Below are 21,914 nucleotides of genomic sequence, written 5' to 3'. Positions count from 1 at the left end.
CCGGCTCATTGCGGCGCCCATTTCAGGCCCGCATAGAACGTGCGGCCGGCCGTGGCATAGGTGCGCGCCAGCTGGTAGTCCTTGTCGGCGAGGTTGTCCACCCGCGCCAGCAGCGTGACGTCGCGTGCGACGCGTGTGCTGGCGTACAGGTTGACGAGCGTGTAGCCGCCCAGCACGGTGGTGTTGGCCGCCGTGTCGAAACGCCGGCCCGAGGACTGCACTTCGGTGCCCAGCGTCCAGCCGGCGATCTGCGTGTCGGCGCCGAAGGTGCCGTGGCGCTTGGAGCGGCGCGCGAGCAGCCGGCCGGTGTCTTCGTCGCGCGGGTTCTGGAAGTCCACCGAACCGCGCAGTTGCACGCCAGCCAGCTTGTACGAGCCCGACAGCGTCACGCCGTCGTACTTGGCGCGCGCCGTGCTGGCGTAGCAGCCCAAGGTGGACGGGCAGCCGCCCGGTCCGCCGAACACGATGAGGTTCTTCACGCGGTTGCGGTAGGCCACCGCCGAGAAGGTGCCGGCACCCTCGGCCCAGCGCAGGCCCACTTCGGCATTGCGGCCTTCTTCCGGCTTGAGCGAGGCCACGCCGTATTCGCTGAAACGCTGGTACAGCGTGGGGGCGCGGAACGAAGTGCCGACGGATGCGGTGGCGCGCCACTGCGGCGTGATGGCATAGCCGTAGGCGGCGCTGCCGGTGTTCTGCCCGCCGAACTCGCTGTCGGAATCGTGGCGCACGTTGAACTGGAACGTGTGGCCGCCGGCATTGAACCCATACCCCAGCGCCAGCGCGTCCTGCGAGCGCTTGCTGTCGATGGGCGCGTTCTCCAGGCGGTCTTCGCGGCGCTCCAGGGCGGCGGTCACCAGGTGCGAACCCTGGCGCCATTCGTTCTGGAACAGGTAGCCGCGCAGGCGCGTGTCGCTGAGATAGACGGAAGGCTTGGTCTCGTACTGATCGCGCGAGTCGGTGACCGACACGCGGGTCGTGTACTGCGGGGTCCACTTCGCAGCCCAGTTCAGGCCGAGGGCATGCATCTTGTGCAGGTTGCGGTCGTCGTTGCCCAGCGGCGTGGTGTCGTAGCCGGAGTTCATCTCGCTGGCGACCAGCGTGGCTTCCAGCCGGTGGACCGGATCGATCTGCAAGCCCAGGCGGGCGTTGCCGGACGTGCGGCGGTAGCCGTCCTTGTCGGGGTTCTGCGTGGCGACGGTGCGGGCGTTGAAACCCTCGCTGGTCTCGCGCACCAGGCCCAGGGCGTAATCCACCGCGCCGCTGGCACCGCTCACGCCGGCCTCGGCCTTGTAGGTGCCCTGGCTGCCGACGCCCACGCCCACGTAGGGGGCGGTGCCGGCCTCGCCGCGGCGCGTGAAGATCTGCACCACGCCACCGATGGCGTCCGAGCCGTACACCGCACCGGCCGGGCCGCGCAGCACTTCGATGCGGTCGATGATCGACAGCGGAATCGCCTCCCACGGCGCGCCGCCGGTGGACTGCGAATCCATGCGAACGCCGTCGATGTACACGGCGGTAAAGCGCGTTTCGGCGCCGCGCAGGTACAGGCTGGTGGCGCTGCCAGGGCCGCCGTTGCGCACCATCTCGACACCGGGCAATCGCGCCAGCACGTCGGCCAGGCCGGTCGCGCCGCTGTTTTCGATGGCTTCGCGGTCCAGCACGGACACGTCGGCCACGAGGTCGGACAACGGCTGGGGCGTGCGCGTGGCCGCCACCACGGTCTCTCCCATCGAGGGCAGGCGCTGGTTTTGCGCAAGGAGCACGGGCGCATCCTGCGCGTGCGCGGCGCACGACAAGGCGGCCACCGCAAGGGCCAGGGCGACGGGCCGCAGGGGCGACGGCGCGGCAGCGAGGGAGCGCACGCGGAAAGAAGGCTTTTTCATGGGAACAGACAGGCTGGCAAACATCCCCGCGCCGGCTTCCCCGCCGGCATTGGGCGAAACGGCCGCGCCTTACGAACCATGGAAGATTCGACGAGCGCGGCCACGTTGTTGGCCGGTATCCGGGCTGGCGGAACGCCCTGCAGCGCCTTCCCAGGCGCTTGTTCAAGGCGCCCAGTGGCTTGTGCTGAAGAGTGGGTCGGCGAAGGCCGACTCGTCCGCTGACCGTTGCGGGGGCAGCGCAGGCACGGCATGCGCTCTGGCGAGCGCGACACCTTCCTGCTTCCCGTTGAACTGCGGCATGCGAACCATGCAGCGAGCACCAACCCGCGGATTTTACGACCGTTGCAAGCTGTAAACGCCGCCGGATGGGCATGCGGTGGCGCCAACCCTACAATCCTCGCTGTATGGACCCAACCTCCCCCATCGACCAGATCGCCGAACGCGTGGAGCGGCTGCTGTTGCGCCATGCAGAACTGCAACGCGCCAATGCCTTGCTGACCGCCCAGGTGGTCCATCTCACGCAAGAGCGTGACTCGCTCAAATCCCGGCTCAATACCGCTCGCGCCCGCGTGGACGCGCTGCTGGAAAGCCTGCCCGCGACGCCCCCTGCGAAGGACGCCGAATGAAACAGATCGAAGTCCAGATCATGCAGCAGAGCTATCTGCTGGGCTGCCCCGAGGGCCATGAATCGCGCCTGCTGCAGGCCGTGGAGCGCGTGGACACCGCCATGACGCGCATCCGCGATGCCGGCAAGGTGCGGGCACGCGAGCGCATCGCGGTGCTGGCCGCGCTCAACCTGGCCTTCGAGATCGCCGACCGCGAAGAGGCCGACCTGGCAGACCTCGCCTCGGCCGCGCAGGCACAGACCCAGCCCACGCCGCTGGCGCCCGAAGCGGACACCGCGGTCGTCGCCCCTGCCGCCCTGGCGGCCGAGCCAGCGCCGTCATCGCTCCATGGCGACTCTGCCGGGCAACTGCAACTGCTGCTGCGCCGTCTCGACAACGCCCTGGGCGACGACGCCCGCCTTCTTTGAAGACCCGTCTTTGAAACGTTGCGCAACGGCCCCTCGCGCGTTGCGAAAGCAGCGCCTACAATGGAGACGTCTGCGGTGCTGCCGGGCTTTATATTTCCTTGAACCAATGCTCACTGAGCACGGGCTTGGTAAATTGCCTGGTGAGCGTGATCATCTCGCGTCAGATGAACCCAACGCCTGGCTGCCCTCGCCCACCTGAACCCCCGGTTCAGGATGCCGGTCCGGTGGCATTCGCAGACACCTATTTTTCTTGCGGCCCGGCGGCCTTCACGCCGACGCCGAAGGGGCCCACGAATAGCTCTGGCGGCTTGCCAGAAGGCGCCTGAACTCTTCGGCCGGCAACGCCGGCGCACACAGAAATCCCTGGAAATAGCGGCAGTCCATCTGCTCCAGCGCCACGCGCTGCGGGTGCGTCTCGACCCCTTCCGCCACCACCTCGATGTGCAATGCACGCCCCATTTGCACGATGGCATTGATGATCGCGCGGTCGCCGTCGTCGTCCGGCAGGCCCCGCACGAACGACTGGTCGATCTTGAGCTTGTGGATCGCCAGCTTCTTGAGGTAGGCCAGGCTCGAATAGCCTGTGCCGAAATCGTCGATGGCGAGGCCGATGCCCAGCTCGGCCAGGGCGACCAGGCGCTGCTCCATTTCCTGCGCGTCCTGCAGCAAGATGGTTTCGGTCAGTTCGAGTTCGAGCAGCGTGGCCGGCAGGGCGTGCTTGACCAACAGGCGCGTGAGCCGCTCCACGAAGTCGGGCTGGCGGAATTCGAGGGCCGAGACGTTCACCGCCATCACGAGCGGCGAGCCGGAATGCAGCCAGCGCGCCGCCTCCTGCACGGCTTGCTCCATGACCCATGAACCCAGCGTGATGATGTAGCCGGACTCCTCGGCCAGCGGAATGAACACGCCTGGAGAGATGGGGCCCAGCTCGGGGTCGTTCCAGCGAAGCAGTGCCTCGGCCCCCACCACGCCACCGGTCGCCATCGCCACCTGAGGCTGGTAGTGCACCACCATGCGTTGCTGCCCCAGGGCCTGGCGCATGGCGTGCTCCAGCTTCATGCGCGAGAGCAGGTCGGCATTCATCTGCGGCTGATAGAACCCGTAGCTGCCACGGCCGCGTTCCTTGACGCGGTACATGGCCGTATCGGCCTGCTTGATGAGGTCGTCCAGCGTTTCGCCGTCCTGCGGGTACAGCGCGACGCCGATGCTGCACTGGATGGAAAAGCCCATGCCGTCGAGCATGAAGGGCCGCAGCATGTCTTCCAGCATGCGGCGCGCCACGCCTTCCGCCACCGCGGCATCGCCGCCATGCAGGTACACCACGAACTCGTCGCCCCCCAGGCGGCACAGCATGTCGCTCTGGCGCAGGCAGCCCTGAAGGCGTTGGGCCACGATCTGCAGCACCCGGTCGCCGAACAGGTGGCCCAGGGAGTCGTTGATGATCTTGAAACGGTCCAGGTCCACGAACAGGATGGCGAAACCGGCCGTGTCCGCGCGTGCGCCCTGGATGGCGTCGAAGGCCTCGCCCACGCGGCGGGACAGCCGCAGGCGGTTGGGCAAGCCAGTGAGAACGTCGCTGTAGGCGAGCTCTTCGATGCGTGTGCGGGCTGCGTGCTGCTGCGTGAGATCGCGCATGAAGCCGATGCTCTGCAGCGCATTGCCCTCTTCGCTGCGCAGCACCACCCACGACAGGTGCACGGCGCAGGCGGGCTGCGCGGCGCCGTCAGAGCGGCCTTCGGGCAGGTGCAACTCGCCCTCCCAGAAACCGTCGCGCTCCCACGCGGCCAGCACCCGGTCCAGCCAGCCTTGCGAACCTTCGGCCCCGAACAGAGAGGTCGCGGGCGCGCCATGGAGCGCGATCGCAGGTGCGCCGATCAGGCGCTCGCAGCTCGGGTTCATGCGCACGATCTGGTGCCGGTCGTCGGCGATGAAGATGGCATCCAGGCTGGAGTCGAACACGCGCGCGGCCAGCCGGAGGCTGGCTTGCGCCTGGGCGTTCAACGTCACGTCGCGGAACGAAAAAACCCGTCCCACCGGCCGCCCCTGGCTGAGCTGCGGCACCGAGCGGCGTTCGATGATGGTGCCGTTGCGCAGGTGCAGGATGTCGGTGGTGTCCCGGTCCGGTTCGAGTGCGATGGAAGACAGCCGCGCGCGGTAGGCATCGGCATCGGCCACCTGCTGCTGCATGTGGGCCACCACGGCGGCGTCGTTGCGCTGCACCAGCAGCTCGTCCGGCATGTCCCACAGCTGCGCCAGGCGCTGGTTGAATGCGCGCATGCGCCCGCCCAAGTCGTACACGAGCATGCCGTCCGCTGCGGAATCGAGCGTGGCGCGCAGTTCGGACAGCAGGATCTCCAGCTCGCGCTCGGTCGAGGCCTGCTCGCGCCGGTCGATCATGGTCACCAGCAGCAGCGCTTCGCCCGCGGGTGAATCCACGCGCGATACGCGCCGGTCCACCGCGATGAACCGGCCATCGCCGCCCAGCAACCCGGAATGCGAGTGGATGCCGCGCAGCAAGGCATCGCGGTCCTGTGCCCAGAAATACAAGTCTTCGGGAGTGCAGGCCAGCAGCTCGACGGCATCCGCGCCTTCCATCGTCTCGGCGGATCGCCCCAGCAGCGCGGATGCCCCGCGGTTGGCGAAACGGACCGTGAGCGTTTGCGGATCGACCAGCCAGACGGCCTCCAGCAAGCCGTCGAACACGGCGCGCCACACGTCGCCCTGTGCGCCGCGGATCACGCTCGGGCCCCGACCGGTGCCGCGTCCACGGCGCGCTCGAAGTAGTAGCAGATTCTTTTGCGGGGCGAGAGATAATCGAGCGCGTCGCGCGGCAGTTGCGCGGGCCTCAGGCTGCGCCGTATGCCCAGCGCCGGCTGGTCTTCCAGATCGACCACCAGGGCGTCGTCCTTGGAGACGCCCGATTCATGCACGATCACCTTGGGGCGCAGCGGGCGGGCCGAGTTCACGGCCGTCACGATGGCGTAGCGGTCGTCCACCAGTTGCACGATCGATCCGGGCGGGTACACGCCCATCATGCGGATGAAGGCCCGCAGAACCACCGCGTCGAAGCGCTGCTTGTGCTGCGCAAAGATCACCGACAAGGCCTCGTGCGGAGTGAGCGCGTTGGTGCCCCGCAGCGGGTTGCACATGCGGTCGTAGTAATTGACGAGCGCCAGAACATGGCCGCCCCGGGACATGTCGTGCCCCTTGAGCTGCAGCGGAAACCCGCTGCCGTCGGCCATCTCATGGTGCTGCGCGATGGCTTGGATCACCGTGCGGCTCAGGCCCATGCGCTCGGCCAGCACGACGGACTCGCCCACGTGGGCCTCATACAAGGCCTGATCGGCCGGGCCGAGCACCGAATGCGGCTGGGCGACGTGCGGAGGAAGCGTGATCTTGCCCAGGTCGTGCAGCAGCGCGGCCGAGCCCAGCGCCTGCATGTCGTCGCCCAGCATGCCCAGGGCCTTGCCCAACAGCAGCGACAGCACCATCACGTTGACCGAATGCAGCGCCGCCCGCGTGCCGACCCGCTCGGACAGCAGGCGGATGGCGGAATCTCCCTTGTCGAGCAGTTCGTCCACGCACGAAGCCACCAGGGCATGCGTGGAGGTGCAGGCTTCGGCCGGGTCTTGCTCGGCGCTGGTGGCCAGGCGTTCGTACACGCGGGTGGCGCGGGCGAATCGCTCGTCGCAGGCGGCCAGGGAGCGGCTCTGCGCCTTGATGCGTTCGCGAAACTCCACCATGGAAGACTGTGCGATCGAGGGGCCGGCAGCGACGGGAACGCGCGCCGCTTCAGTGACGGGGTCGGGTGCGGAGGGATGGCCGGGAGGCAGGAGCCCCTGCACGGCCGGATCGCTTTTGGAGGGAAGCCAACGCACCTGGGACAAGCCCAGCGCGGCCAGCGTACTGATCTGCTCCGGTGAAGCGATGCGAAAGCTGCTGACCGGAAAGGGGTGATTCATCCAGCCGAGGTCGAGCTGGATGTACATGCCTACACGCAGCCGGCCGACATCGATGAGGAGAGGAGTAGTCACTTTCGGGGGGCACCAACGAGGCGCCACGGTGGCGCCGGGGTATTCGTAACCATTATCACCAGTTAATGCATCCTCGTATCAAATGTCAAAATCTTCACACGAGGGCTGGTCGATAGGTGTTTCCCGAAGGTGCTGGAATCCTCTGTTTTGCGGCCTCCTACAGGCACCAGGGCTGGGCCTGGCGGTGGAAAACGTCCATCCAAAGCCCCCAGGCGGCGATGGCGAACAGCATGAGCCCCGCGATGCGGACGCCCCAGGCGCCACGAAGTCCTGCCGCTGGTCCCCCTCGCCGAAGGCGTTGCCAGAGCCACTGCCCGGCCATCAGCCAGGCGGTGCCGCCCAGTCCGAAGCAGACCATGGCCAGGGCACCTCGCCCGGGATCGCCGCTCAACGCCGCCACCAGCAGCGCGGAGTAAAGCAGGCCACACGGCATGCAGGCCAAGGCCATCCCCGTGGAGAACAGGCCGCCGGGCGGGCGCACCCAGGGCGCCACGCGCTGCCACAGCCATTGGCCCGCGCGGTCGATCCATGCCGGCTGGCGCGCCTGCAGCACGAGCAGCGCCGCCCAGGCCAGCACCGCGACATGCAGCAAGGTCCAGGCGGGCCGAAGCGCCGCGGCCTGCTGGGTCAGCCATGTGAGGCGGTCCATGGCCCACGCTGCCATGGCGCCCGCCAAGGCATAGCCGGCAAGCGGCCCCAGGTGGAACACGAGCGGCCTCGCCCCAGCACCGCCGGGGAAAGGCGCGGCGCCCGCTTCGCCCGCGCTGGTTCCGGTGCTGGCGCCTCCCGCCTGCCTTCCGACCCACGGCCGGGCTGCGAACCGCAAGGGGTGAACCTCGGCGGGCAGTGCCGCTCTGCCCTCCCTGCCGCCAGCCCGCAAGATCATCCCGCAGGGTGCCGCGCACATGGCCAGGCAATGGGGCCCGCCCGCCAAGCGCCATCAGCCGCCACATCGCATCGCTGGAAGACTACCTGGGGCAAAAGCTCTTCATCCGCCGCTCCTCGGGGCTGGAGCTGACCGATGCGGGCGCCACCTACCTCAATGCCACGCGCCCCGCGATGGCGGCGCTCGAATCGGCCACCGCGCAGCTCATGTCCTACGGCGGCGATGGCGGCGCGCTCAATCTGTCGGTGCCGCCCACCTTCGCGGCGCAGTGGCTGTTTCCGCGCCTGGGGCACTTCAAGCGCACGCTGCCGCAGGTGTCGCTGAACTTCGTGCGCTACCAGCACGCGCACGACTTCGCGGTGCCGCACGAATTCGACGCGGCCATCCAGTACGGCTACGGCAACTGGCCCAGCGCCAATGCGCGCTACCTGATCGGGCAGGAAACCAGCATCGTCTGCAGCCCGCAGCTGCGCGACACGCTGCCGCTGCGCACGCAGGCCGACCTGCAGCGCGCCACGCTGCTGCAGCACATCGAGGTGCCGCTGGCCTGGCACGACTGGATGGTGGCCAACGGCGGCGACACCGGCGCTGGCTGGAGCACTGCTGCAGCCACGCGGCAGGCACCGATCCGGGCGAACGCACGGCGCCTGCGCCGGGCTGCATCTTCTGCGGAGCGGACCCGGCAACGCCCTCTTGAGCAGAGAGTGGGTGCGCTGGTGTTCAGGCGCTCAGGCAGTGCCCATGCCGGTGTCCGGCCCAGCCCCGCCCTCGCCCACCGATCGCACGGTGTTGCGACCGGCCTGCTTGGCGGCGTACAGCGCCGTGTCGGCCTCGGCCAGCAGATCCTGCGCCGTCGAAGGCGTGGCGGCTGTCCAGTCGCAGCAGGCCAGCCCGCCGCTCACCGTCACGCAGTCGAACGGGCTTTCGGGGTGCGGTATGTGCAGCGCCCGCACAGCGGCACGCGCGGCGGAGGCCACCAGGGCGGCGCCGGACACGTCCGTTTCGGGCAGCACGATGACGAACTCCTCGCCGCCATAGCGCGCCACCAGATCGCCGGGCCGGCGCACCGAGGCCTCCAGCGCGCGGGCGACCTGGCGCAGGCATTCGTCGCCCCGTGGGTGGCCGAGGGCATCGTTGTATGTCTTGAAGAAGTCCACGTCGAACATGACCACCGACACCGGCTGGCGGCTGCGGCGGCAGCGGGCCATCACGTCGGCGACCCGCTTGTCATAGGCGCGGCGGTTATAGAGGCCCGTCAGGCCGTCGTGCTCGGCCAGGTGCTCCAGCTTGTCATTGGCGAGCACGAGCGCATCGCGCGCCGCCGTCAGGTCGCGCTCGACATCCCGGCGGTGCCGGACCGACCGGATCACGTAGCCGCCCGACAGCCCGACCACGGACACCAGCAGCAGGATGCCCAGGGCCTGCACGGTGGCGGCACGGCGCCACTCGGCCAGCACCTCGTCTTCCGCCAGCGCCACGGAGACCAGCAGCGGGTTGCTCCGGGCGTGCTCGAAGCTCACCAGGCGGCGCACGCCGTCGATGGGCGAGGGCACCGTCGTGATGCCGGACCGGTTTTCCGCCAGGGTGCGAAAGTACGCGGAGGCGCCCAGATTGCGCCCCAGGTCTTCGGTGAAGAAGGGCCGGCGCGCCAGCACGGTGCCCTCGCCCAGCAGCAGCGCGATGGCGCCCCGCTGCCCGACCTCCAGCCCGTTCAGAAGGCCGAGCACGTAGTCCACGCGGATCGTCGCCAGCGCCACGCCCGCAAATTGGCCATCGGCGTCGTCGATGCGGCGGGACACGGGAATCACCCACACGCCCGAAGAGCGGCTGACGATCGGCTTGCCGATGGACACGCTCGTGCTGGGGCTGTCGCGGTGGTGGATGAAATAAGCGCGGTCGGCATTGTTGGCATGGGGGTTTTGCACCGGCTGCGAGTTGACGAGCCAGCTGCCGTCGCGCCCGAAGATGAACATGCCGTGCAGGTGGTCCGACTGGGCGATGTGCGTGACCAGCACCGGCTGCAGGCGCTCCAGCGCCTCGGGCGTCATGTCGGTGCGCTCCAGCTCGTACACCACGCTGCTGACCACCCGGCCGACTTCAGCGAACATGGCATCGGTCTGCTGCGAGACGGCATGCGTGAGATTGCGCGCCGAGCCGGTGGCCTGCTGCCATGCGGCGTCGCGCGCGCGCCAGGCCAGCCACACGTTGGAGGCCACGAGCAGCAGTGCGACCAGCACGACGAACAGCACCGTCGAAGCGACGGAGCGGTCCTTGTCAGGACGGTCTGGGGGCAGAGGGGCCACCGGGGATCGGGGCAAAGCGACAGGCATTCAGCACGGTTCCAGAGGGCGAAGGCGCTTTCAGGTTAGCACCCACCGCCGCTGCGGTGAAGCGGCTTTCCCCTCGACTCCACCGCTTGGGGCCACCGGGCCCGCCCGCCGGGGGGCCGGGTCGCGGCGCCCGGGGCGGCCGCGCCGTCACCCCGCGAAAAGGCCCTTGTGCTGCTCGCGCAGCAGGTTCTTTTGCACCTTGCCCATGGTGTTGCGGGGCAGCTCCGCAGCGATGAAGCAGCGCTTGGGAATCTTGAAGTTGGCCAGTTGCGACTTGAGCTGGACCACGATGGCGTCGGCATCCAGCTGCGCGCCGGGCTTCGGCGTGACCAAGGCCACGCCCACTTCGCCGAAATCCGGGTGCGGCACGCCGATGAGCGCGCTTTCGGCCACGCCGGGCATCTCGTTGATGTAGCCCTCGATCTCGGCGGGATAGACGTTGTAGCCGCCGCTGATGATGAGATCCTTGCTGCGGCCCACGATGCTCGCGTAGCCGCGCTCGTCCACCTTGCCCACGTCGCCCGTCTTGAACCAGCGGTGCCCTTGCGCATCGGTGCTGAACTCTTCCTGCGTCTTCTCGGGCATGCGCCAGTAGCCCTTGAACACGTTGGGCCCGCGCACCTGGATGTTGCCGATCTCGCCCACGGGCAGCGGCTGGCCCGCATCGTCCACCACGCGCAGGTCCACGCCCGGCAGCGCGAAGCCCACGGTGCCGCCCCGGCGCTCGTCCTGCCCGCCGTACCGGCTGTCGGCCGCATAGGGGTTGGAGGTGAGCATGATGGTCTCGCTCATGCCGTAGCGCTCCAGGATGGTGTGGCCCGTGCGCTCCTGCCATTCGCGGAAGGTCTCGATCAGCAGCGGCGCGGAGCCGGCGATGAAGAGGCGCATGTGGCGCACCGCCTCGCGGGTGAGCCCCGGCTCGGCCAGCAGGCGCACGTACAGCGTGGGCACGCCCATGAAGACGGTGGCGCGCGGCATCGCGGCGATCACGGCGCGGGGGTCGAACCTGGCGAGCCAGATCATCTTGCTGCCGTTGAGCAGCGCCGCGTGGATGGCCACGAACAGGCCGTGCACGTGAAAGATGGGCAGCGCATGGATGAGCACGTCGCCCCGGCCGTCGGGGCCGCCGGTCTTCGTCCAGCCCCAGTAGTCCTTGAGCACCTGCGCGTTGGACAGCAGGTTGCCGTGCGTGAGCATGGCGCCCTTGCTGCGGCCGGTGGTGCCGCTGGTGTACAGGATGGCGGCCAGATCGTCGGCGGCGCGGGTGGCGGGCAGTTGCGCATCGCCGTGGTGCGACGCGCGCTCCAGCAGGCTGCCGGTGCGGTCGTCGCCCAGGGTGAACACATGTTGCGTGCCGGCCGTGAACGCGATCTTGGACACCCAGCCGAAGTTGGCCGGCGTGCACACCACCACGGCAGGCTCGGCATTGCCGACGAAGTATTCGATCTCGGCGCTCTGGTAGGCGGTGTTGAGCGGCAGGAAGACGTGGCCGGCGCGCAGTGTGCCCAGATACAGCATGAGCGCCTCGACCGATTTCTCGACCTGCACCGCGATGCGGCTGCCCTCGGGCAGCTTCAGCGAATCGAGCAGGTTGGCGATGCGGGCGCTAGCGCGCTCCAGGTCGCTCCAGGTGTAGTGCAGCGGCGTGCCGTCGGCGGCCGTGGTTTCGACGGCCACGGTGTCCAGGTCGTCCGGAAAGGCCGCGCGCAGGGCGGTGAACAGGTTGTGTTGGCTCATGGAAGCATTCAGAAGACAGGAGGACGTTTGGCCAGAAAGGCCGCGATGCCTTCGCGGTGCTCGGGGCTGTCCGCGTAGGCGTAGGGGTCGGCCACCGGATGGGCGGATGCGGTGGCCGGGGTGGATGCGGCGGGTTCGCCAGGGCTTGATGCTACATTTTTAATAGCACCACCCCCTAGAGGAATATGCGCTGCAGGCCATTTCAATGCCCGAAGCGTTTGCTTGTTCATGCGGGCGGCGGCCGGGCCCAGCGCGGCGATGCGGCGCGCGCTCGCCAGCGCCTCGGCGGCCAGCGCTTCCTCGGGCACCACTCGGTTCAGAAAACCGCGCGCCGCCATGTCGTCGGCGCCGAAGGTGGCCGCCTCCAGCAGCATCTGCCGGGCGACGAGATCGCCCACCGCGCCAGCGACGAGTTGCGCCTCGCGCGGGGCCATCGGAAAGCCCAGCTTGGCGATGGGCGCACCGAAGCGGGCGTGGGTGCCCGCGAGGCGCACGTCGCAGGCACTGGCGATCTCCACGCCCGCGCCCATGCAGGCACCGCGCATGCACGCGACGATGGGCACATCGCACTGTAGCATGGCGGCGAGCCCGCCCCACACCTCGGTTTCATGGAAGTCGCGCAGCGCCGCCGGGTCGAAGCGAAAGCCGGGGTATTCCGAGATGTCGCCGCCGGCGCAGAAGGCATCGCCCTCGCCTTCGATCAGCACGCAGCGGGCGGCGGCGTCGGCTTGCACGGCCTCGAACACCGAGCGAAGCTGCCGCCACATCGCGCGCGACATGGCATTGAGCCGGCCCGGGTGGCGCAGCAGCACGCGCACGATCCCTGCCGCGCCGTCCGCCGCCTCCATCCGCTCCACCAGGATGTCACCCGCCATTGACCCGATCTCCGATTTGCTGACCGCCGACCCTGCCGGTCCCGCTTCACTCTGCCTGCGCCGAACGGCCCGGTCAGTCGAGCTTGGCGCCCGATTCCTTGACCACCTTGGCCCAGCGCCGCACTTCGGAGCTCACCATCGCGGCGAACTGCGGCTGGGTCATGCCGCCGTAGTCGGCGCCGTTCTTGGCCCACACGGCCTTCAGCTCTTCGGCCGTGCCCAGGCGCTGTGCCTCTTCGACGATGCGCGCCTGCAGGTCGGCCGGCGTGCCCTTGGGCGCCCACAGGCCGTACCAGGTGGTCACGGTGTAGTCCGGCAGGCCCACTTCGGCGGCGCAGGGCACGTCGGGAAAGGCCGGGTTGCGCTTGGTGCCGGCCACCATCAGCGCCTTGATGCGGCCGCCCTTGATGTGCGCGGCGGACGATCCCAGGCCGTCGAACATCATGTCCACGTTGCCGCCGATCAGGTCCTGCAGCGCCGGGCCCGCGCCGCGGTAGGGGATGTGCGTGATGAAGGTGTTGGTCTGCAGCTTGAACAGCTCACCCGCCAGGTGGTGCGAGGTGCCCGCGCCGGCCGAGGCGTAGTTGAGCTTGCCCGGATTGCGCCGCAGGAAATCCAAAAACTGCGGCATGTTGGTGGCCTGCACCGTGCGGGGGTTGACCACCACCACCTGCGGCACGTTGGCCAGCAGCGCCAGGGGAATGAAGTCTTTCTCGATGTCGTAGTCGAGCTTGGGGTACATCGACGGCGCGATGACGTGGTGCGTGCCGCCCATGAAAAGCGTGTAGCCGTCGGGCTGCGCCTTCGCCGCGAAGCTGGCGCCCACCGTGCCGCCCGCCCCGCCGCGGTTGTCGATCACCAGCGTCTTGCCGGTGGACTTGGCGAACTGCGCCGCGAAGGGCCGCGCGAAGGCATCGGTGCCGCCGCCGGCCGGGAACGGCACGACGAGGTTCACCGGCCGCGAGGGCCATGCCGGGTCGGCCGCGAAGGATTGGCCGGTGGCGAAGGCGAGGCCGGCCGCAGCCGCGCCGCGCAGCACGCCGCGGCGCTGCAAAGAGGAATCGCTCATGGTTTTTTGTCTCCTGTCGTTGTCTCTGTTGTGCTTGCAAGGAAGGCGCGCTCCACCGCGCCGGCGCCGGCCTCCACGGCAGGGGCGAAAAGCCTGGCGCGCGTCCCGTGGCACGCGCCGGCCCTTTTTCTACCCCCGCCCGCGGGTCAGTCCCGGCACAGGCTTTCGATGTCTCCCGACATCGGCACGCGGCCCTGCGCCAGCAGGCCGCGGTGTTTGTCGATCCGCTTCAGATCGTAAAGATAGTTCACCATCAGGCCAAACGATTGTTTGACGCCCTTGGGCGAGGGGTCGCCCGCCCAGTTCAGCCGCTCCACGCGCGCGCCGTTGCCCAGGTGGAACCGCGCCACCGGGTCGATCGGCTTGCCCTCGTGCAGCTCGCGGCCCAGGTAGCGGGCGGCGCACTGCAGCAGCAACTGGCGCACGGGCGATTTGAGCGGCAGGTCCAGCGCCTGCTCGGCCGCGGCCAGCACGTGCGCAGCCTGCGGCGGCTCGAAGCCCACCGCCTTGCCCAGTTCGGTCCGGCGCTTTTCGTCCAGCTGGTCCAGCGCGGCGGCGCAGTGCTTGGAAAGCCAGGAGCGAAAGCCCGGAATGGGCGACAGCGTGGCGAACGTGCGCAGGCGCGGAAACTCGGCCGTCAGCGTTTCCACCACATGCTTGATGAGCGAATCGCCGAAGCTGACGCCTCGCAGCCCCGTCTGCGTGTTGCTGATGGAATAGAAAATGGCGGTGGTCGCCTTCGACAGGTCGGCCGGCGCGGCGCCCTCGTCCAGCAGGGGCGTGATGCTGGCGGACAGATCGGTCACCAGCGCCACCTCGACGAAGATCAGCGGCTCGTTGGGCAGCCGCGGGTGGAAGAAGCCGTAGCAGCGGCGGTCGCTGTCCAGCCGGTTCTTCAGGTCCGCCCAGCTGCGGATGTCGTGCACCGCCTCGTACTTGATGAGCTTTTCGATCAGCGACGCGGGCGAGTCCCACGACAGGCGCTTGAGTTCCAGAAACGCCACGTCGAACCAGGTGGAAAACAGCTGCTCCAGCTCGGCATCGAGCGCCACCAGCCGCTTGTCGCCTTTCAGCTGGGGCAGCAGCTCGGCCCGCAGGTCGAGCAAAAAGCGCATGCCGTTCGGGAACACCGCAAACCGCTGCAGCAGCCGCGTGCGCGGCGACACCAGCGCGCGGCGCAGATGGATTTCGGCATGCGCCTCTTCGGCGGTGCCGGCTGCGGCCTCGTAGCGCTGGCGCGCCGACTTGAACCGCGTGACGTCGGGCGAGAACTGCTCGCACAGCAGCAGCCACATGTCCCGGCGCTCTTCGGGCTCGGCCGTGGCGTACCAGGCGGCAACGGTCTGCGCGCGGCGCCCGCCCTCCACCTCGCTCACCTGCGGTGCCGCCACCTCCTGCAGATCGGCCAGCAGCCGCCGCAGCGCGCGCGGCGACAGGGCTTCCTTGCCGCGGCGCAGCGTGGCCTGCAGGCGCTCGTGCGTGGAGCGCGGCGGGGGCGGCTTGGCCGGGGCGCTGCCGGCGCCATCGGCCGATTCGGTCTTGCTGTCTGCGGGGCGCAGGCGGGAAACGCTGCGCGTGATCCATTCGGCGGCGGCATTCATGGCGTGATCCTCGAGTGTTGGTTGCGGGCGATGTCGCGCAGCGCGGCGCGCTGGCGCACGAGATGGGTGCGCATGGCCTCTTCGGCCACCTCCGGCGCACGCAGCTTGATGGCGTCGAACAGTTCCAGATGCTCGGCCAGGCTTTGCTGCAGCCGGCCCGGCGCACGCAGCTGCTGCAGGCGCGCCAGGCGCAGGATCTTGCGCAGGTCGCCGATCACCTGGGCGAGCCAGCGGTTGTCGGCCAGCGTGATGAGCGCTTCGTGAATGGCATGGTTGGCCGCGTAGTACTCGGCGATGCGCCCGGCCGCGGCGTGCTCGCGCAGGCGTTCATGCAGGATCTCGAGCGCGGCGATATCGGCCTCGCCAGCGCGCAGGGTGGCCTCGTGCGCGGCCCGGCCCTCCAGCAGCGCGATGACGGGAAAGATCTCGTCCAGGTCGCGCTCGGTCACCTCGGCCACGAAGCAGCCCCGGCGGGGCTCGTGGCGCAACAGGCCCTCGGCCACCAGCACCTTGAGCGCCTCGCGCAGCGGCGTGCGCGAGATGGCCAGCCGGTCGCACAGCGCGACCTCGTCCACGAAGCTGCCCGGCGGCAACTGGCCCGCAAAGATCTGCTCGCGAATGCGCTCTGCGGCTTCGGCATGCAGAGAAGGGGCTTGGGAGCGCACAACGGCGGGCAGGTTCATGGCGGCAATCGGTGATGGATGGAGTGATCGACCTCGAGAACGTTGAAAACGCAGTGCAACATGCAGCAACACGCCGGCATCGCACGACATTGCATGTAATTTCGCATAATTATGGCAACCGGTCCAGGCTTTTGGCCCTGAGGGGTTCCCTAAGCCGTAAAAGCGGGTGATCACACCGCGCCACAGGCGGTTTCGAGGTCGTTCTGCCGGGTGCGCGTGCCACTCATAGGCGCGCGTTGACCGCATCGGCCTGCGTGCGGGCGAGGCGCCGATGGCAGATGACCGGTGGCGTCGCCCTCATGCAGGCCACGCCAAAGCTACTATTTTCATAGCGCCCAGCGCACGTCCTTATTGCGCTGGGGGCCTATGAGGCATCAAGCCCTTTGCAACACCGGCTGGCGGCGCGCCCACACCCACATCACGATGCCGGCCACGATCATCGGCACGCACAGCCACTGCCCCATGCTCATGCCCAGCGACAGGATGCCCAGGAAGGCATCCGGCTCGCGGAAGTATTCGGCGATGAACCGGAAGGTGCCGTACCCCACCAGAAAGGCCGCGGCCACTTCGCCCTGCCGGCGCTCACGGCGGGCATACAGCCACAGCAGCACGAACAGCAGCACGCCTTCCAGCAGGAACTGATAGACCTGGGACGGATGGCGTGGCAGCAGCGAGCCGCTTTGCGGAAAGACCATGCCCCAGGGCAGATCGGGGCTGCTGAAGCGGCCCCACAACTCGCCATTGATGAAGTTGCCCACGCGCCCGGCCGCCAGGCCCGTCGGCACGCATGGCGCCACGAAGTCGGCCACTTGCAGCCATGGCCGCTTGCGCGAGTGGGCGAACCACACCATGGAGGCGATCACGCCCAGCAACCCGCCGTGAAAGCTCATGCCGCCCTGCCAGATGTAGAAGATCTCCAGCGGATCCGAGAGGTAGTAGCCCGGCTTGTAGAACAGGCAGTAACCCAGCCGCCCCCCCACCACCACGCCGACCACGCCGAGAAAGAGAATGTCCTCCACGTCGCGCCGGGTCCATGCGCCGGGGCCGGTGATGGAGGCGAAGGGCTCATGCCGAAGGCGCCGCAGCCCCAGGAAAATGAACAAGCCGAAAGCGGCCAGATAGGTGAGGCCGTACCAGTGGATGGCCAGCGGGCCCACTTGCAGGGCGATGGGGTCGATTTGGGGGTACGTCAGCATGGTGGCCGGTATTGTGCCCGCCCGGCATGGCAGCTCCTTGGCCGCCAAGCGGTGGCCGCCGCAGCCACGCTGCTTGGCGGTGGCCGAGACCGCTGCGGCACGGGTCGCGGAGCGCCGTGCATCACCGCATTCCGCCATGCGGGATTCAACACCAATACGCCTCCCGCCGCCTGTTCATTTGACTCTTCAGCTATCGAATACATAGCACGAAAAAGAAACAGTCGAATTCCCGCACCATGCGGGCTCGCACAATTGATAACGTTTCTCATTCTCTCCCTGCTTCTCAACGGCCGTCTGCAAAAGACGCTCCGTTCTCGCCGTTTTCAACGCGCCTCGCCCCGGAACGTCCACCTCCCGTCGGCAGGCCAACCCTGAACACCATGCAACCACACGCCCTTCTCGCAACGCCCCGTTTCGCCCCCACCCCGCTCGCCCGCCTGGTCCGCCACTGCGTGGGCGCGGGGCTGCTTTTGGCCGCTGCCGGCGCCGGCGCGCAGACCGCCGCCAAGACCACGCTCGACGAAGTGGTGGTGTCCGACCAGGCCGAAGCCATCGGCGGCCTGCAGAAAACCTATTCGGGCGGGCAGTTCGCGCGCGGCGGCAACCTGGGCATTCTGGGCAACACCGACCTGATGAACGTGCCGTTCAGCACGACCAACTACACCTCCGAGCTGATCGACAACCAGCAGGCACGGACCGTGGCGGACGTGGTGATGAACGACGCTTCCGTGCGCACGCTCACCTCGCGCGGCGGCTTCGGCGACGACTTCCAGGTGCGGGGCTTCACCCTGTCCAACAGCGACATCAGCATGAACGGGCTGTTCGGCATCGCGCCGTCCACCAGCATCCCGCTGGAGACCATCGAACGCGTCGAAGTGCTCAAGGGCCCGGGCGCGCTGACCAATGGCGTCGGCCCCGGCGGCAGCGTGGGCGGCAGCATCAACGTGGTGACCAAGCGCGCGGGCGACGTGCCGCTCACGCGCCTGACCACCACCTACATGGGCAAGGCCCAACTGGGCACGCACCTGGACGTTGGCCGCCGCTTCGGCGAGGACAACCAGTGGGGCGTGCGCGTCAACGGCCTGGTGCGCGGCGGCGAGGGCAACATCGACGGCGGCAAGCAGAACCTGGGACTGGGCTCCATCGGCCTCGACTACGCCGGCGCGCGCACGCGCTGGTCGCTCGACGCCTTCGCCACGCGCGGCGAAACCAAGGAGTTCCGCCCGCAGATCAACTTCGCCGGCACGGCGGCGACCGTTCCGGCCGTGCCCGACGCACGGCTCAACTTCTACCCAGGCACCAAGCTGCAGGACAACGTCAAGACGGTCATGTCCCGCGTCGAGCACGACCTGAAAGACAGCACCACCGTGTACGGCAGCGTGGGCTACATGGACATGGACTACGAGCAGACCTTCCCGAGCGGCCGACCCGACGCGCTGGGCAACTTCAATGTCTCTAACGCCTACTACGACCAGTACACGACCAGATCAAGAAGCCCGGCGCCGTCACCGACCCGGTCACCAACGTGTACAGCTTCGGCGGCGAGCAGCGCAACCGCGGCCTGGAACTGACGGCCTACGGCGAAGTCCAGCGCGGCCTGCGCTTGATGGCCAGCGCCGCATTCAACGACGCCAAGCTCACGCGCACCGCGGGGGGCGTGAACCAGGGCAACAACGCGGCCGGGGTGCCGGACCGCACCTTCAACCTGGGCCTCGACTGGGACACGCCCTTCGTGCAAGGCCTGAGCTTCAACGGCCGCGTCATCCACACCTCGCCGGTCTACGCCGACGCCGCCAACCGCCTGCGCGTGGCCAACTGGACGCGTCTCGATATCGGCGCCCGTTACGCCACCAAAGTCTCCGGCAAGCCGGTGGTGCTGCGCGCCAGCCTGGAGAACGCGTTCGACAAGAACTACTGGGTGGTCAGCAACTACGTGACCGTGGGCGCGCCGCGCACGCTGATGCTGTCGGCGGCGATGGACTTCTGACGCGAGGGCTTGACCGCCTGCGCATTCGGGGCCCACTCAACTTCGCCGGGCCAGCTTCAAGGTGCGGAAGATCCCGCACCTTGGGGCGCCACCGGCCCACCGGCGGCGGGATGCAGAAGCTGCTCCAGCGTCTGCCGGATCGCTTGCGGCTTGCTCCCATCGCGACGGATGGCTTCGCAACTCCCCAGCACCGTTTCTTTCGAAGGGTTGGCGGACTGCGCGAAGTGCAGCGTCTCGCAATCGCACCGCAAGCGGGCGTTCAAGGCTTTGGTGCGCTGGTGCCGGACCTCGGCCACCCAGCAAGCGTCGGCGCAGCCGCAGGAGCGATAGCTGAGCACTTCGCCAGGGTGGGGCCAGTCCAAGCGGTAGGCGCCGCCTCCCGCAGCGTGCGTGATCGCCGCGGTGGAGACAAAACAAGCCACGAGCGTGCTCGGCAGAAAGCGCCCTGCGAAGGCCGGCTTTTTCCAACGATGTTCTTTGGACATTGCAAGTTTTAACGCCTGGGTGTTTTCAATCCCAAATGTTTCTCATAAATCTCGACGGTCTTTGTCATGCTCTCGACTGTCCAGGCCAAAGCATCGTCGGGACCGTTTGGATTGCGTCCGCTGGAATACACGATGATGGGACGTTGCGGGCCGTTGACGGGCGGCAATCCGTAGCTCATCAGCACCCAGTCACCCGCGAGCCTCGCCGCGCGGCCATTGGCGTCGGGAAACGGATGGATGCTGATCAGGCGCTGGACCGTCGCAGCAGACAATTCAGCTGGACTCATTCTGCCTTGATCCACTTGAGCAGACGCATGTTCAAACCATTCATCGAACTGAGCCATCTCAGCACCCACTTCTCGCTCGTCTACTAGAGCAGCTGCGGCGCGCCCCTGGGGAAAACCGGTCGGTTGCCGACGGAACTCCCCAAATCGAGCACCAAATTTTTCAAATGCATCAGGATCATTGAAAGGCATGGTGCCCTGGCCCAGCATCGCATTCAGGCGCTTGAGATGCTCGGTATCCAACGGGTGGCCCTGCCCCATCCATTCCTTCACTTGATGATTAGCAGCCTGCCAATTGCGCCCTGCCAATGGCGTTGACTGCGCGGTATTGGAAATACCGGCACGTCCCTGATCCACTTCCTGGCGGGCTGCCTCTGCCTTCTGTGCCGTTCTAGCACCACCGGTTTCGATCAGTTTTTGGATCGTCCCCCAGCGCTTTTGCATGTGCTTGAGTTTGGCTTCTTGCTCTTTGCGCACCTGCGGGCTGATGGGCTGGTTTAAAACCAAGTTCATCAGACGGATTTGCGTGCCCCGCGTGCCGACATGCACCTTTTTGAAGTCGAGGCCCGGTGGAAGCTCCCGCATGGCCGGGTTATCAGCCAAGTTCAGCGACTTCAGCTTTGGGAGGACCCCAATGCTGGAAGGAATCGTCGACAGCGAACAACCCTTTAACTCCAGATATTCAACATTAGTACTTTCGCCGATTTTCTCAGGCAAATGGCTAAACCTTGGATTATCAGAAAGCTCGATCTGCCTGATTTTTGGACCCATTCCCCCTTCTGGCAAGGCTGACAAATCACAACCCTTTGCCTCGAACACTTCTAATTTTTTCAAATCCGCCATCGACTCGGGGAGTGCGGTGAGGTGGCGGTTATTTTTTACCTCCAGCATGACCAATTCGCTCGCCAGACCGATGTTTTCCGGCAACTCACGCAGGTCGCAATCGTCTGCCTGGATGCGAGCCAATGCAGGCGCGTAAGCCAGATCAGGCGGCAATGTTTCAAGCGATGGATTGCCGCTCACGATGAGATTGCCCAAATGAGGCAACAGAAAAAGCCCATCGGGAAGACTGCTCAGATTTTGCTCTTCCAGAGACAAGACGAAGGAGTCCTGCTGGTGGGCTTTGAGAATTTTGGTCTTCACCGATTCAGGCCCTGACCAATTCGCCAAAAAATCCTGCAGCATTTCTCTTTGTTCGCTTTTGCTCTGCGGCAATATCGGCCTGATTTCCGCTCTGCCCGCATGACCTCTGATCGAGGCGGATAACAGACGACTGGCTCCGGGCTCCGACACGACCCGTTCGGCAATTTTCGTCAGTCTCTGCCGATCCAGCACAGGTCCACGGGGTTCGTACGCAAATGCCCGCCTTGGAGCAGATGACCTTGAACTCGATGAGCTTCCCTCGGCACGTGGGGACAAATCAGCCGGGCGATTGAGTGCGGAGCGATACCTCAATGGCGGGCGCTGCGTGCTCGCTCCCTCTCCCGATGTCGCCGTAGGTTGGGTGAGACGTGATGACGAATCGATTGACGATGGCTTCATAGAGTTTTCCGATATGACTTGTTGGAGTATTTTCAAAAAACGAAACGCGTCCACCAAATTAACGCGAAGAAATTACAAAATCAACGAAACGACCACGAAAAATAAAATATATCATTTAAATAATTGATGATTTATTTTAATAAATTAAATCAACCATTAATTAGTCCGCCCTGAACAATTCCGTTCTCAACCGCGGACAGGTCGGCGGTCACCGTGTGCGGCGAACAACGCGGCGATGACCGCCTGCATCGGCAGCCCGAATCGGGCGCATAAAAGCCGCAGCGCGACC

At 67.1% G+C, this 21,914-nt stretch carries 17 protein-coding genes, 1 pseudogene and 1 riboswitch; of the genes and pseudogenes, 5 read left to right on the top strand and 13 right to left on the bottom strand.

Translation table 11 applies throughout. The features are described 5' to 3' along the window. Nucleotides 1-5: 5 nt before the first annotated feature. Nucleotides 6-1,883: a TonB-dependent receptor domain-containing protein gene (locus tag AVHM3334_RS09330; protein ID WP_284411658.1), complete on the bottom strand. Its 1,878-nt coding sequence runs from the start codon at nt 1,881-1,883 to the stop codon at nt 6-8. A 93-nt stretch (nt 1,884-1,976) separates the two neighbouring features. Then, nucleotides 1,977-2,222, bottom strand: a riboswitch (cobalamin riboswitch). 65 nt (nt 2,223-2,287) lie between these two features. On the opposite strand from AVHM3334_RS09330, the gene AVHM3334_RS09325 reads away from it, so the two are divergent. Together AVHM3334_RS09325 and AVHM3334_RS09320 are read left to right on the top strand one after the other, a co-directional pair. Then, the gene (locus AVHM3334_RS09325) at nt 2,288-2,509 is read left to right on the top strand and encodes a DUF904 domain-containing protein (protein WP_092745479.1); all 222 of its coding nucleotides are present in this window, start codon (nt 2,288-2,290) and stop codon (nt 2,507-2,509) included. Then, on the top strand, nt 2,506-2,916 hold the full coding sequence (locus AVHM3334_RS09320; protein ID WP_284411655.1) for a cell division protein ZapA: 411 nt from the start codon (nt 2,506-2,508) through the stop codon (nt 2,914-2,916). Before AVHM3334_RS09325 ends, AVHM3334_RS09320 begins: the two co-directional genes overlap by 4 nt. Before the next feature lie 267 nt (nt 2,917-3,183). Here the strand turns inward: AVHM3334_RS09320 and AVHM3334_RS09315 are convergent, their stop codons facing one another. From AVHM3334_RS09315 to AVHM3334_RS09305, 3 genes are all read right to left on the bottom strand, one after another. Further along, on the bottom strand, nt 3,184-5,631 hold the full coding sequence (locus AVHM3334_RS09315) for a sensor domain-containing protein (protein ID WP_502869889.1): 2,448 nt from the start codon (nt 5,629-5,631) through the stop codon (nt 3,184-3,186). A 20-nt stretch (nt 5,632-5,651) separates the two neighbouring features. After that, entirely contained in the window at nt 5,652-6,950 is a 1,299-nt protein-coding gene (locus AVHM3334_RS09310) for a cyclic di-GMP phosphodiesterase (protein WP_284411652.1), read from the bottom strand. A gap of 157 nt (nt 6,951-7,107) precedes the next feature. Continuing rightward, nucleotides 7,108-7,884 (bottom strand): sulfite exporter TauE/SafE family protein, encoded by a 777-nt coding sequence (locus AVHM3334_RS09305; RefSeq protein WP_284411651.1) that lies wholly within the window; start codon nt 7,882-7,884, stop codon nt 7,108-7,110. Between AVHM3334_RS09305 and AVHM3334_RS23895 the strand changes: the two are divergent. After that, a pseudogene (locus tag AVHM3334_RS23895) lies at nt 7,797-8,420 on the top strand (LysR substrate-binding domain-containing protein); the annotation flags it as partial. The gene AVHM3334_RS09305 and the pseudogene AVHM3334_RS23895 sit on opposite strands and share 88 nt — an antisense overlap. A 144-nt stretch (nt 8,421-8,564) precedes the next feature. Here the strand turns inward: AVHM3334_RS23895 and AVHM3334_RS09295 are convergent. From AVHM3334_RS09295 to lgt, 7 genes are all read right to left on the bottom strand, one after another. Then, entirely contained in the window at nt 8,565-10,166 is a 1,602-nt protein-coding gene (locus AVHM3334_RS09295; RefSeq protein ID WP_284411650.1) for a sensor domain-containing diguanylate cyclase, read from the bottom strand. 147 nt (nt 10,167-10,313) lie between these two features. Next, the gene (locus AVHM3334_RS09290) at nt 10,314-11,903 is read right to left on the bottom strand and encodes a malonate--CoA ligase (protein WP_284411649.1); all 1,590 of its coding nucleotides are present in this window, start codon (nt 11,901-11,903) and stop codon (nt 10,314-10,316) included. Nucleotides 11,904-11,911: 8 nt separating this feature from the next. Further along, nucleotides 11,912-12,778 carry an enoyl-CoA hydratase/isomerase family protein gene (locus tag AVHM3334_RS09285; protein WP_284411648.1) on the bottom strand — a complete coding sequence of 289 codons (867 nt, stop codon included), beginning with the start codon at nt 12,776-12,778 and terminating at the stop codon, nt 11,912-11,914. A 73-nt stretch (nt 12,779-12,851) separates the two neighbouring features. Next, nucleotides 12,852-13,847, bottom strand: a complete 996-nt coding sequence (locus AVHM3334_RS09280; protein WP_284411647.1) for a Bug family tripartite tricarboxylate transporter substrate binding protein — start codon at nt 13,845-13,847, stop codon at nt 12,852-12,854. Between the two features lie 146 nt (nt 13,848-13,993). After that, on the bottom strand, nt 13,994-15,448 hold the full coding sequence (locus tag AVHM3334_RS09275; RefSeq protein ID WP_284411646.1) for a malonyl-CoA decarboxylase: 1,455 nt from the start codon (nt 15,446-15,448) through the stop codon (nt 13,994-13,996). Continuing rightward, entirely contained in the window at nt 15,445-16,131 is a 687-nt protein-coding gene (locus AVHM3334_RS09270; protein ID WP_284411645.1) for a GntR family transcriptional regulator, read from the bottom strand. The genes AVHM3334_RS09275 and AVHM3334_RS09270 overlap by 4 nt, the downstream gene beginning before the upstream one ends. Before the next feature lie 374 nt (nt 16,132-16,505). After that, the gene (gene lgt / locus AVHM3334_RS09265) at nt 16,506-17,327 is read right to left on the bottom strand and encodes a prolipoprotein diacylglyceryl transferase (RefSeq protein ID WP_284411644.1); all 822 of its coding nucleotides are present in this window, start codon (nt 17,325-17,327) and stop codon (nt 16,506-16,508) included. 380 nt (nt 17,328-17,707) lie between these two features. On the opposite strand from lgt, the gene AVHM3334_RS09260 reads away from it, so the two are divergent. Together AVHM3334_RS09260 and AVHM3334_RS09255 are read left to right on the top strand one after the other, a co-directional pair. Continuing rightward, on the top strand, nt 17,708-18,898 hold the full coding sequence (locus tag AVHM3334_RS09260) for a TonB-dependent receptor (RefSeq protein WP_284411643.1): 1,191 nt from the start codon (nt 17,708-17,710) through the stop codon (nt 18,896-18,898). Then, nucleotides 18,853-19,314, top strand: coding sequence for a TonB-dependent receptor domain-containing protein (locus tag AVHM3334_RS09255; RefSeq protein WP_284411641.1), 462 nt, complete (start codon nt 18,853-18,855; stop codon nt 19,312-19,314). The genes AVHM3334_RS09260 and AVHM3334_RS09255 overlap by 46 nt, the downstream gene beginning before the upstream one ends. A gap of 56 nt (nt 19,315-19,370) precedes the next feature. Here AVHM3334_RS09255 and AVHM3334_RS09250 read toward each other — a convergent pair whose 3' ends face one another. Then, nucleotides 19,371-19,799 (bottom strand): hypothetical protein, encoded by a 429-nt coding sequence (locus tag AVHM3334_RS09250; RefSeq protein ID WP_284411639.1) that lies wholly within the window; start codon nt 19,797-19,799, stop codon nt 19,371-19,373. 8 nt (nt 19,800-19,807) lie between these two features. Then, nucleotides 19,808-21,418 carry a Fic family protein gene (locus AVHM3334_RS09245; RefSeq protein ID WP_284411637.1) on the bottom strand — a complete coding sequence of 537 codons (1,611 nt, stop codon included), beginning with the start codon at nt 21,416-21,418 and terminating at the stop codon, nt 19,808-19,810. Nucleotides 21,419-21,914 lie beyond the last annotated feature (496 nt).

This window comes from Acidovorax sp. SUPP3334, assembly GCF_030159055.1.
Taxonomy (GTDB): Bacteria; Pseudomonadota; Gammaproteobacteria; order Burkholderiales; family Burkholderiaceae_C; genus Paracidovorax.
This window is presented reverse-complemented; position numbering and strand designations above follow the sequence as displayed.